The organism is Streptomyces sp. ISL-96, assembly GCF_018614035.1.
In the GTDB taxonomy this organism is placed as follows: Bacteria; Actinomycetota; Actinomycetes; order Streptomycetales; family Streptomycetaceae; genus Streptomyces.
This window is the reverse complement of record NZ_JAGGPA010000015.1, coordinates 78,737-90,393: the sequence shown is the minus strand read 5'-3', so window position 1 is coordinate 90,393 and position 11,657 is coordinate 78,737. Positions and strand designations below refer to the sequence as shown.

The 11,657-nt window shown below is 69.8% G+C and carries 7 protein-coding genes; 5 read left to right on the top strand and 2 right to left on the bottom strand.

Going from position 1 to position 11,657, the window contains the following annotated elements; translation table 11 throughout:
* Positions 1-77 precede the first annotated feature (77 nt).
* Positions 78-1,640: a recombinase family protein gene (locus J7E96_RS10845; RefSeq protein ID WP_215129948.1), complete on the bottom strand. Its 1,563-nt coding sequence runs from the start codon at positions 1,638-1,640 to the stop codon at positions 78-80.
* Positions 1,641-1,887: 247 nt separating this feature from the next.
* Between J7E96_RS10845 and J7E96_RS10840 the strand changes: the two genes are divergently transcribed.
* The 3 genes from J7E96_RS10840 to J7E96_RS10830 all read left to right on the top strand — a co-directional run bounded on the left by J7E96_RS10840 (position 1,888) and on the right by J7E96_RS10830 (position 8,528).
* Entirely contained in the window at positions 1,888-3,189 is a 1,302-nt protein-coding gene (locus J7E96_RS10840) for a hypothetical protein (RefSeq protein ID WP_215129946.1), read from the top strand.
* Between the two features lie 212 nt (positions 3,190-3,401).
* The gene (locus tag J7E96_RS10835) at positions 3,402-4,184 is read left to right on the top strand and encodes a TIGR03936 family radical SAM-associated protein (RefSeq protein ID WP_215129944.1); all 783 of its coding nucleotides are present in this window, start codon (positions 3,402-3,404) and stop codon (positions 4,182-4,184) included.
* Between the two features lie 231 nt (positions 4,185-4,415).
* On the top strand, positions 4,416-8,528 hold the full coding sequence (locus tag J7E96_RS10830) for an Rne/Rng family ribonuclease (RefSeq protein WP_215129942.1): 4,113 nt from the start codon (positions 4,416-4,418) through the stop codon (positions 8,526-8,528).
* 95 nt (positions 8,529-8,623) lie between these two features.
* Here the strand turns inward: J7E96_RS10830 and J7E96_RS10825 are convergent, their stop codons facing one another.
* Entirely contained in the window at positions 8,624-10,627 is a 2,004-nt protein-coding gene (locus J7E96_RS10825; protein WP_308295905.1) for a glycosyltransferase, read from the bottom strand.
* 420 nt (positions 10,628-11,047) lie between these two features.
* Between J7E96_RS10825 and rplU the strand changes: the two genes are divergently transcribed.
* Positions 11,048-11,368, top strand: coding sequence for a 50S ribosomal protein L21 (gene rplU, locus J7E96_RS10820; RefSeq protein ID WP_028813461.1), 321 nt, complete (start codon positions 11,048-11,050; stop codon positions 11,366-11,368).
* Between the two features lie 12 nt (positions 11,369-11,380).
* The gene (rpmA, locus tag J7E96_RS10815; RefSeq protein WP_069928781.1) at positions 11,381-11,638 is read left to right on the top strand and encodes a 50S ribosomal protein L27; all 258 of its coding nucleotides are present in this window, start codon (positions 11,381-11,383) and stop codon (positions 11,636-11,638) included.
* Positions 11,639-11,657: the final 19 nt, after the last annotated feature.

Here is an 11,657-nt window from a genome sequence, read left to right as displayed (position 1 = left end):
AGAACACGCGCGATCGGCCCTCAACCCGGTGCCCAAACCGAGTTGAGGGCCGAGCCGTTCCCTGACGAGGGCAGCGCCTACGTGCTCCAAAGGGTGTGGTGAGCCTGCCGCAGGAGTTCGTGCATGTCGGTGATCCCGACGCTGGTTGTTCGGGAGCGGTTGGCTTTGAAGTCGTCTTCCTTGATCACGAGCCGGTCGCCCATGTCTTGGGGGATCAGTAGCGTGAGGTGAACCTTGGGCGCACGGACCTTCGGAAGCTTTGTCCGCGTCACCTGACACTTGACGCCGACCCTGCGCAGGTCGCCGGCCATCGCTTCCATGCCGCCCGAGTTCCATCGTTCACGGAACGTCCTGCTGTTGTCGACGGTCACCCAACGGTCCTCATTGGTGCATGTCCCCGCACCTTTCGCGTACTTCCGCGTCTGTACGGGAAAGTCGCCGAGGAGGGACAGCACGTCCGTCACCAGCTCGTTGTAGACCACCTGCGGATTCGGTGCGCCCAAGCCGCCCGATGGGCACTTCTGGCAACGCAAGTACTCGTACGCCCTGCCGTTGGTCACCGTCTTGTGCACGGCCATGCTCGTGCCGCAGTCCACACACACCAGGACCTTGATGAAGACGGACGCCTCTCCCGAAGCGCGCTGACGCCAGCTGCCATTCGTTCGCCGGTTGACAGCTGCTTGGAGGGTTTCGAACTCCACCTCAGTGAAGATGGGGTCCGGGTCCGCGACCCTGATGGGCCGGCCGTCCTTGCCGAGGACGAGCTTCGAGCATCGACGAGAGCCGCTCTCTTTGTCCTCTTCCACCCTGTAGCCCATGAGTGCCGGATTCCGGAGCCTGCGGAGCAGGGTCGTGGTCGTCAGCCCCGGCCCGCAAAGTCCAGACCTGATGAGGATCTTGACCATGTAAGTGGCCGATACTCCGCCCCCTCTTCTGAGAGCCGCCTTGCGGCACCAGAGGAGCGCCTTGCGGGCATTGGGATCGAAGACCAGTACGGTCCTGCCGCCCTCGCCTGCATCGGTCTTGTAGCCGTACGTCGGCTTGCCCACCAGCCACCCGGACTGGGTCTTGGTGTAGTCCCAGAGGCTTGATACTCGAGTACTGGTATTGATGGCCTCGATCTCGGCGACTCCGCCGATGATGGAGACCATCACCTTTCCGGCCGTCGTGGTCAGGTCGATCGCGTCGTGCTTCGAGACGAGGTTCTTCCCGTACTTGAGGCACCAATCGATCATCGTGCTCAGGTCTGTGAGCCGACGAACGAAGCGGTCGAGCTTCCAGAACATCAGCACGTCGAATTCTGGCGCACGGTGGTTGAGCCAGTTCCCGAGCTGCTTGCGCTTCCACGGGGGGACTTTGGTGGCGGAGACGTTGAGATCACTTGCGATGCCGACGATCCGGCAGCCCATTTCCCCCGCCTTGATGCGGAGGTCCAGCTCCTGGCGTACGGGGGAGGTTGTGCCGTCGGTGAGCACCGAGAGACGTACGGAGAGCAATGCCCGGGGAGCGTCCTCCGGCAGCAGAACTTCGGCTCTCTGCAACTCCTCAAGGAGAGCCAGGTCTGCCTCGGTCCACTCCGTGCCTACCTCGTACTGCTGCCGTGCCTCCGCCGTGGCGGTGCGCGACTTACGTTTCCCCATGTGACGGACGGTAGCCGTCAATATGCACACATGTCCATCTGGTCATATGTGGTCACGTGAATGCAGATTCGTTCTCCAAGGGTGATCGGTCTTTGTACGTGCCGGGCACAGTGGCGCGATGCCGCGCCTCACGCCTCACGCCCCAACTGCGGTAAATGCGCAGGCACATCGGTTGCGGGGTCCGGCCCGGTGCGAAGGTGTGCTCAGATTCTGGATCCGGATGGCCAGCTGACGCGTCTTTGCGGGTATGGACTTTGAGAAGCGGCCCCAGCCGCAGGCGGAAGGCTGTCTGACTGCCGTCATCAGGATCCCGGTGCGCATCGTCGTGCTGGTTCTGGTCGTCCCGGTGCGGATGGTGTGGGACTTGCTCACGGTCTGCGGGAAGGCGGTCGGCCGTGCGCTCGGTGCGGTGTTCCAAGTGCTGGTCGTGACACCGGTGGTGTGGCTGTACCGGAACGTCCTCGTTCCGGTGGCCAAGGCGTTGGGGTTCGTCGCGCACGCTGTGCTCGTCATGCCGTGGGTACTGCTGTGGAAGTACGTCGTGGTGCCGGTCGTCCGGTACGGGCTCGTCGTGCCGGCGGTGTGGCTGTACCGCCAGGTGCTGACCCCGGTCGGGCACGGACTGGCCTGGCTCGGGCGCACGGTGGGGCATGCGATCGCGGCCGCCGTGCGTGCGGTGGGTGTGGCAGTGGCCTGGGTGGTCCGGACGTTCGTTGTGGTGCCACTGGTGTGGCTGTACGCGTACGTCCTCACGCCGGTCGGGCGCGGGCTCGGCTGGCTGGGCAACGCGTTGTGGGAGTTCGTGCTTGCTCCGGTGGGGCGGGGTATCGCGTGGCTGGTCGCCGGACTCGGGTGCGGGCTCGCCTGGGTGGGCAAGGCGGTGTTCGTCTGGCCGTGGGTCGCGTTGTGGGGGTACGTGCTTGCTCCGGTGGGGCGGGGCGTCGTGTGGCTGGCCGGCGGGCTCTGGCGCGGGGTGGTCTGGGGTGTCATGGCCGTTCTGGTGACGCCCGTCACTTGGCTTTGGCGCGCGGTGCTGGTGCCCGTGGGAGTGGAGGTCGCCGCCGCGTTCGGACACGCGTGGCGCATCGCCGGGTACATCTCCCGCGCCGTCGGGCGCGCGCTGAAGTGGCTCGGGTGGAATCTGGTGGGGCGGCCGGTGCGCTGGGTGTGGCTCGGCGTGTGTACGCCGGTGGGGCACTGGGTGCGTGACAGCGTCTGGGCGCCGGTGAAGCGTGCGGGCCTCGAAGCGGGCCGGGCGGCGCGCGGGGCGCTGCGGAGCGCCCGGGAAACGGTGCGCCAGGCGCGCCGCGACGCGTGGCGCGCGCTGGTCGGGGGGCCTGCGGACACCTGGCCGCCGGAGCGCGAGGCGGTGCGTCGGGGCGGGGCCGTCGAGTGGGGCGCGGGGCCGGGCGCGGGCGAACGCGCGGGTCAGGCGGTGGTCGGCCATGCCCCTGTCGTGGAGCACTCGCTCCACGCCCCCGGAGTGTGGCCGGGCCCGGCCAGCGAGGCCGGGGAAACCGGCGGGGGCCGCTGCGCGTACTCTGGGTAGTAAGACGACTGCCCCCAGCGCGGCACCCGCATCGTCCGAGATCTCCTTGCTTGGAGGAAAGACAGTAAACAAGCAGGGGTGAGCCGGCCGGCGGGACGACGCGAGGGGACGCCCCCACGCCGGAGGGTGACGCGCGGACAGCGCGTCGCCCCGCACGAGGAGAAGAACCACTGGGCAAGCGACAGCCCGAAGGCCCGCCGCCCGCTCCGGCGGTGCAGCGCATCCGACTGCGCTACACCAAGCGAGGCCGCCTCCGGTTCACCAGCCACCGCGACTTCCAGCGCGCCTTCGAGCGGGCGCTGCGACGCGCCGACGTACCCATGGCGTACTCGGCGGGTTTCACCCCGCACCCGAAGGTCTCGTACGCCAATGCCGCACCCACCGGCACGGGCAGTGAGGCCGAGTACCTGGAGATCGCACTGACCGCCACGCGCGACCCCGGTGAGCTGCGCGAGCTGCTCAACGAGTCGCTGCCGGACGGGCTCGACATCACGGACGCGGTCGAAGCGCGTACGTCGGGTCTCGCCGACCGGCTGCAGGCCTCCGTATGGGAGATGCGGCTCGACGGCGTTACGCCGGAAGAGGCGGAGAAGGCCGTCAGGGCCTTCCTCGCCGCCGAGAGTGTCGAGGTTCAGCGCCGGACCAAGAACGGCATGCGGTCCTTCGACGCACGCAGCGCCGTCGCTGATCTGCAGGCCGTCCGTCCCTCGTCCGATAGGCCGGAGGACAAGCCCTGTGCGATACTGCGGCTGGTTGTTCGGCATTTGACACCCGCCGTACGACCCGACGACGTCCTGTCCGGTCTCCGAGCTGTGGCCGACCTGGCGCCGCCGGTCCCCGCAGCGGTGACCAGGCTGGCGCAGGGGCTCTTCGACGAGGAGTCCGGCACGGTGACCGACCCGCTCGCGCCCGACCGCGAGGCAGTCACGGCCGCCACACCCACGGCCGCCGGACTGACCGCCGCGAAGGCGCCGGAAGGTGCAGGTTCCGCGTAGGGCGGTCGTTGTAGCGCAGCCCTGGTACTCGGGAGCCACCTGGGTCGGGCAGCGCACTGACCACGAAGACTTTCGCCAGGCCGTACGCATACCGCGTACGGAACCGGCGAGCTAGACAACAGCTCCCGTGCGGCGCCCGCGCCCCGGACGGCGGTACCGCGCTCATCGCGCGGACCGGACCGGACCGGAATCAGGTGTGGCGCCCGGGAGCGTGACGGGAGAACCGCCCGCATGCTTGAGCCGATCGATTCCACCGAGCCCTCGGAAGGAACCGCGCGTAACGCGCGGACCGCCGGGGAGACCGACAACAACCATTCGCCCAGCGACACGCTGCCGCCGCGCCGTCGGCGCCGCGCGGCTTCGCGTCCTGCCGGACCTCCGTCCGGTGACGCGAAGGCCGTAGTGACCGCCGAGACTGTAGAGGCCGCGGCTCCGGCCATACCGGCCGGAGAGGGTGCCGCCGTGAGCGAGCCCGCAGAGAACACCCAGCCCGCACAGAGTGCGGAGAGCGCAGAGGCCGCGCCGCCGGCCCGTGCGCGTCGTCGTGCCACCCGTAAGGCGACCGCGCCCGCCGGCGCGCCGAAGGCCGCCGAGGTCGAGGCCGAGCCCATGGCCCCCGCGGCTGCCGCCGAGGAGCCCGCCGCGGACGAGGCCGCTCCGCCGGCCCGTACGCGTCGTCGTGCCACGCGCAAGGCGACGGCTCCGGCCGGTGCGCCGAAGCCCGAGCAGAGCGAAGAGACGGCCCCCGAGCCCGAGGCCGAGCCCGCCGCTGCGGCCGAGGTCGTGGAGGAGGCCGCTGCGCCGGCCCGTGCGCGTCGTCGTGCCACCCGTAAGGCGACCGCGCCCGCCGGTGCGCCGAAGCCCGCCGAGGCCGAGCCTGAGACCGAGGTCGAGGCCGTGCCCGCGGCCGAGGTGACCGAGGCTCCCGCCGCCGTGGAGGCCCCTGCGGCCCCCGAGGCCCCCGCCGCCGACGAGGCTGCCGAAGAGGCGCCGCGTGGGCGTGGCCGTCGTCGCGCGACCCGTAAGGCGACCGCGCCCGCCGGTGCGCCGAAGCCCGCGGAAGCCGAGGCCGAGGCCCAGGCCGAGGCCGAGCCCGTAGAGGCGCCTGCCGCCGCCGAGCCCGCCGCCCCGGCGGAGCCCGTGGCCGCGCAGGCCGAAGAGGCTCCCCGTGGCCGTACGCCGCGTCGTCGCGGTGGTCGTAAGGCCGCCGACGAGGCCGCTGCCGCCGAGTCCGCCGCGCCGAAGCCCGCAGCCGAGGAGCCGGCGCGTTCGCGCCGCCGTGCCGCGCGCCCCGCCGTGGCCGTGTTCCAGGCCCCGGTCTTCACCGAGCCGATGTTCCAGACCCCCGAGACGGCCGCGGCTGCCGCTGCCGCGCGGGTGTCGGAGCCGGACTACATCGAGGACGTGGAAGAGGAGGAGGAGGCGGCGGAGGAGATCGTCACCATCGAGGCCCCTCCCGCGCCGCAGCCGCGTGAGCGCGGCCGCCGTCGCCGTCGCCGCGGCGAGCCTGCCGCGGAAGAGCGCGACGAGCGTGAAGAGCGTACCGAGCGGCCCGCCCGTGCGGAGCGCCCCGAGCGTGTCGTCGAGACCGCGCCGGAGCCTGAGGAGCCCGCAGAGGCCCTTGAGGAAGAGCGCGAAGAAGAGGCACACGACGAGTCGGACGAGGCCGAGGACCGCAGGGCGCGCCGCCGTCGCCGCGGTGGCCGTCGCCGCCGTCGTGGCGAGCTCGCCGACGCGGAGGAGGCCGAGGAGGAGCCGTACACCTCCGAGGAGGCTGCCGCCGCCGAGCGCGCCGAGGAAGAGGAAGAGCGCGCCGAGGAGGAGGAAGACGAGTCGGCCGCGGGTTCCGCGTCCAGCCGTCGCCGCCGTCGCCGTCGCCGTCGCAGCGGTGACACGGGCCCGGAGGCGGCCGAGAACGCCGTCGACGACCCGGAGCGTACGGTCGTCAAGGTCCGCGAGCCGCGCAAGAAGGAAGCGGCGGAGCGCGAGCTCGGCACCGGCTTCGACGAGGTCCAGTCCATCAAGGGTTCGACCCGTATGGAGGCGAAGAAGCAGCGCCGCCGCGAGGGTCGTGAGCAGGGCCGCCGTCGCGTCCCGATCATCACCGAGGCCGAGTTCCTGGCGCGCCGCGAGGCCGTCGAGCGCGTGATGGTCGTACGCCAGAACGGTGACCGCACCCAGATCGGCGTGCTCGAGGACAACATCCTCGTCGAGCACTACGTGAACAAGGAGCAGGCGACCTCGTACGTCGGCAACGTCTACCTGGGCAAGGTCCAGAACGTACTGCCGTCGATGGAGGCGGCCTTCGTCGACATCGGCAAGGGCCGCAACGCCGTCCTGTATGCCGGTGAGGTGAACTTCGACGCGCTGGGCATGGGCCACGGCCCCCGCCGCATCGAGTCCGCGCTCAAGTCCGGCCAGTCGGTCCTCGTGCAGGTCACGAAGGACCCGATCGGCCACAAGGGCGCCCGCCTGACCAGCCAGGTATCGCTGCCCGGCCGCTACCTGGTGTACGTGCCCGAGGGCTCGATGACCGGGATCAGCCGCAAGCTGCCCGACACCGAGCGCGCGCGTCTGAAGACCATCCTCAAGAAGATCGTTCCCGAGGACGCGGGCGTCATCGTGCGCACCGCCGCCGAGGGCGCGAGCGAGGACGAGCTGCGCCGCGACGTCGAGCGTCTGCAGCAGCAGTGGGAAGACATCCAGAAGAAGTCGAAGAGCACCGGCGCGACCAGCGGTCCGACGCTCCTGTACGGCGAGCCGGACATGACCGTCCGCGTCGTGCGCGACATCTTCAACGAGGACTTCTCGAAGGTCATCGTCAGTGGTGACCAGGCGTGGGAGACCATCCACGGTTACGTCAACCACGTCGCCCCGGACCTGACGGACCGGCTGTCGCGCTGGACGTCGGAGGTCGACGTCTTCGCGACGTACCGGATCGACGAGCAGCTGATGAAGGCGCTTGACCGCAAGGTCTACCTGCCGAGCGGCGGTTCGCTGGTCATCGACAAGACCGAGGCGATGATCGTCGTCGACGTCAACACCGGCAAGTTCACCGGTCAGGGCGGCAACCTCGAAGAGACCGTCACCAGGAACAACTTGGAGGCGGCCGAGGAGATCGTGCGTCAGCTGCGGCTGCGCGACCTGGGCGGCATCGTCGTCATCGACTTCATCGACATGGTCCTGGAGTCGAACCGCGATCTGGTGCTGCGGCGTCTGCTGGAGTGCCTGGGACGCGACCGTACGAAGCACCAGGTCGCCGAGGTCACCTCGCTGGGCCTGGTCCAGATGACGCGCAAGCGGGTGGGCCAGGGTCTGCTGGAGTCCTTCTCCGAGACCTGCGTGCAGTGCAACGGCCGTGGCGTGATCGTGCACATGGAGCAGCCGACGGTTGTCGGTGGCGGCGGCAAGCGTGCCAAGAAGCGCGGCCGTGGTGCGGAGGCCGAGCACGTGGAGCCGGCCGAGGCCGAGGAGATCGAGGTCGAGGAGATCGAGACCGAGGCTGAGCTCGCCGCCGAGGTGGCTGAGCCGATGGCGCTCGCCGGGCCCCCCGCGGCGGAGCCGCTGTCGGATGCTTTCGTTTCGGACGAGGAGCTCTACAGCAGCCGGGCGGAGGCCGAGGCGGCTGCGGGCGGCCGTGGCCGTTCGCGTCGTCGCGCGTCGCGCAAGGCGACGGCTCCGGCCGGTGCGCCGAAGGCGGCCGCCGAGCCGGTGTACGCCGAGGAGCCGGCGGTCGTGGCCGAGCCCGAGCCCGAGCCGGAGCCTGTGGTCGAGCCCGCGCCCGAGCCCGTGGTGCAGGAGGCCGCTCCGGCCCGTACGCGCCGTCGTGCGACGCGTAAGGCGACGGCTCCGGCCGGTGCGCCGAAGGCCGCTGACATCGCGGCCGACGAGGCGGTCCAGGTCGTCGCTCCGGCCCCCGTGGCCGAGGAGCCGAAGGCCGAGGAGCCGGTCGAGGAGCCGGCGGTGGAGGAGCCCGCAGCGGCGGCTCCGCCGCGTGCGCGCCGTCGTGCGACCCGCAAGGCCACCGCGCCCGCGGGATCGCCCAAGGGCGCCGAAGAGGCGGCCGTACTGGTCGTCGAGGCACCGGCGGCGGACAAGGGCGTAGCGGCAGAGGCCGGTGCCGAAGCCGGTGCCGAAGCCGAGGTCGCGGCTCCGGCCAAGAAGGCGGCGCGTAAGACCGCCGCCAAGAAGGCCCCCGCGAAGAAGGCGGCGCCCGCCAAGAAGGCGGCGGCCAAGAAGACGACCGCCAAGAAGACGACGGCCAAGAAGACGTCGGCTTCGAAGAAGACCTCGGCCGCTGACCAGCAGTCGCAGTCGGCGGTCTCCGCTCCCACCGAGGACTGACCGCCAGGTCGTACGACACCAGGTCGTACGGCATGACGCTTGAGGGCCGCTCCCCATCACGGGGGGCGGCCCTCGGGCGTACTACGGCGCGATGGTTAGCGCTTCAGGCGTTGCGCCATGGCCTTGCCCACCCGCACACGGTCGATCCGCAGGGTGAACTGCTCACCGTCGGCCGTCGGCCTCGCGTACCAGGGCAGCCCGAAGTGTCTCCACCGGCAGGCTTCCATGTCCCGCCGCGCGGGCACGGGCGCGAGCCAGGCGGCACCGCCCGCCCCCGCCAGCGTCAGGGCCGCCGTCCAGGTGCCGGCGCCGAGGCCGGAGACGGGGACGTACGCGGTGAATCCCTTGGCCCCGCGGCCGGTCACGGCGAAGTCGACGAATGCGCCGTCCTCGCTGCTCAGCCGTACGCTCAGCGCGCCGAGCGGCAGCGTGGCCAGCTTCCACGAGCCGGTGATCTCCAGAGTCGCCGTATCGGTCTTCGACCAGGCGAGACCGTCGATACGGAGCTTCTCCGCGACGCGGTGCTTGTTCTCGCCGACATCGACGGTGAGGTTGCTGTACGGCTTGGTGAAGTAGAGGGCGACAGCCATGGTGTCGTCGCCCTGACCCACCACATGCGTGGCCGGCTTGGCGTCGACCTGGGGCAGACGCTTGTTGCCGAAGCGGATCTCGCGGGTGACGCCGTCGGTGTCGAGTGCGACGAAGACGTCCCACAGGCCGCGCGGCAGCCGCCCGCAGTCGGCGACGGAGAGCAGGTCGGCGGTCACGGAGAAGCCGGCGTCGGCGTAGGTGTACGCCCCGCCGTCCTCGTCCGCGCCGAGCCCGGCCGTCGTCACCGGCTCCGCCGGCACGCGGTGCTCGGCCGTGCTGTCCCGCTCGCGCAGTACCAGCTCGACGCCGGTGCGCTCGCCGGGGACGCGCCGCAGGTAGGCGTGGCCGGTCAGCGTCAGCCGGGTGCCGTCGAGCGATACGGAGTCGAGCCGGTGGCGCGCCTGGAGCTCGCGGGTGATGTCGAAACAGGCGTCGGGGATGCCGAGACCGGTGTCGCGGAAGAACGGCAGACGTGCGTACGCCCTGCCGTCCTCCACCAGGACATCGGGGGAGGTACCGGCGCTCTTGTGGGCCTGCTCGGCGCGCTCCAGCTCCAGTAGTTCCGTGAGCTTGCCGCGCAGGATCAGCTCGCAGCGCAGCCGGGTGATGGCGTTGACGCGGGTCTTGAGCGACTCGGGGTACGAGCCCGACAGCATGTCGCGCAGTTCGCCGAGGTTGTTCTCCTGGACCGCGCGATCGGTCTCCCGCTCCATTTGAGCAACGGCGTGGTGCATGTCGATCGTCAGGTGACGGTGCATGAGTGCGTCGCGGTCGGGTCCCGCGGCGACGTTCTCCTCGACCAGGTCGACCATCATCCGCAGAACTCGGATGCGCTGCCCGGCGCCGCGCGTGGTGACGGTGATGTTCTGGCCGTCGTCCCGCTTGACGATGAAGAGACAGTCGTAGTCGGCGACGACCGAGATGCCGTCGGCGTGCAGATAGGCGAGGGCGGTGAAGGGCTGGTCCTCGCACACTTTGTAGCCGGTGGGGAAGCGCAGTCCGTGACGCTCGATGAGGTCCCGGCGAAACAGCTTGAGCGGGTTGAGCGCCCAGTACACCCGCGAGCTGAAGACGTCGGTGCGTGGCTGATTCCGTACGAACATCGAGGCGGGCGCGGAGCGTCCGTTGACGCCGACCATCTTGCCGAGCACCACATCGGTCTTGTTCGTCTCGGCGGCCGCGATCATCCGCTCAAGCGTCTCTTCGCCGAGGTAGTCGTCGGCGTCGAGGAAGAAGACGTACCGGCCCCTGGCGCGGTCGAGTCCCACATTGCGCGGGGCGGAGGGGCCGCCGGAGTTCTCCTGGTGGATGACCTGGAAGAGCCCCGGGTAGTCGGCGGCGAAGCGCTCCAGCTCTTTGCCCGTGGTGTCGGTGGAGCCGTCGTTGACCGTGATGATTTCCATCCGGTCATGCCCGATCGACTGCTCGACGACCGAAGCGAGGGTCCGGGACAGATAGGGCATGGCGTTGTAGGCGCCGATGATCACGGATATTTCAGGGTTGGTCACAGCTGATTCCCGTTCCGGCGGCTCGTTGAGCTCTGCCGCGAACGCGGGAAGGGCCGGCCGCCGTGCTACCGGCCCTTGCAGGACCTACTGGACGCGATGAATATCTTCACGTGAAGGTACTTCATGTGAGGGCGGAGTGAAGCCTTCCGACTCGCTTGTACTTGCCTGAATCAGTCCGGAATCAATCCGGCGCCGTGGCCCTCGGCCGGGCGCGGTGGGGCCGGTTTGACCCCTCAACACGGGGCCCGTACTCTTGACCGTCGGCGTGTTTTTGTGCACGCCATCTCCTGAGCACCTCCCTTCCGGCATTCCTTCGGTGTGCTGTTAGAGGCCGCTCGTCCATTCGGATTCGTCGCGGGCCCCGGCCCGTGCGAGCGGCTGGCATCAGGGGTCCCCGTCCCGAGCGAAAGAGAGATCAGCGTGTACGCCATCGTGCGCAGCGGTGGTCGCCAGCACAAGGTTGCTGTCGACGACATCGTTGAGGTTGACAAGATTCCCACGGCCAAGGTTGGCGACACGGTCGAGCTCTCGACCCTGCTCGTTGTCGACGGCGACTCCGTCACCAGCGACCCGTGGGTTCTGGCCGGCATCAAGGTCACCGCCGAGGTCGTGGACCACCACAAGGGTGCCAAGATCGACATCCTTCGGTACAAGAACAAGACCGGCTACCGCCGTCGCCAGGGTCACCGCCAGCAGTACACGGCGATCAAGGTCACCGGTATCCCCACGGCTGCGAAGTAAAGGGACTGAGACATGGCACACAAGAAGGGCGCATCGTCCACTCGGAACGGTCGCGATTCCAATGCCCAGCGGCTCGGCGTGAAGCGCTTCGGCGGTCAGGCCGTCAACGCCGGTGAGATCCTGGTCCGCCAGCGCGGCACCCACTTCCACCCGGGCTCGGGCGTCGGCCGTGGCGGCGACGACACGCTGTTCGCACTCGCCGCCGGTGCGGTGGAGTTCGGCACGCACCGTGGCCGCAAGGTTGTGAACATCGTTCCGATCGCCGAGTAATTCCGGCCATCGTCGAGCG

What these genes read in the sequence shown, in the direction of transcription:
- J7E96_RS10845 (WP_215129948.1), bottom strand. Translation starts at nt 1,640, where the DNA reads ATGGGGAAACGTAAGTCGCGCACCGCCACGGCGGAGGCACGGCAGCAG.
- J7E96_RS10840 (WP_215129946.1), top strand. Translation starts at nt 1,888, where the DNA reads ATGGACTTTGAGAAGCGGCCCCAGCCGCAGGCGGAAGGCTGTCTGACT.
- J7E96_RS10830 (WP_215129942.1), top strand. Translation starts at nt 4,416, where the DNA reads ATGCTTGAGCCGATCGATTCCACCGAGCCCTCGGAAGGAACCGCGCGT.
- rpmA (WP_069928781.1), top strand. Translation starts at nt 11,381, where the DNA reads ATGGCACACAAGAAGGGCGCATCGTCCACTCGGAACGGTCGCGATTCC.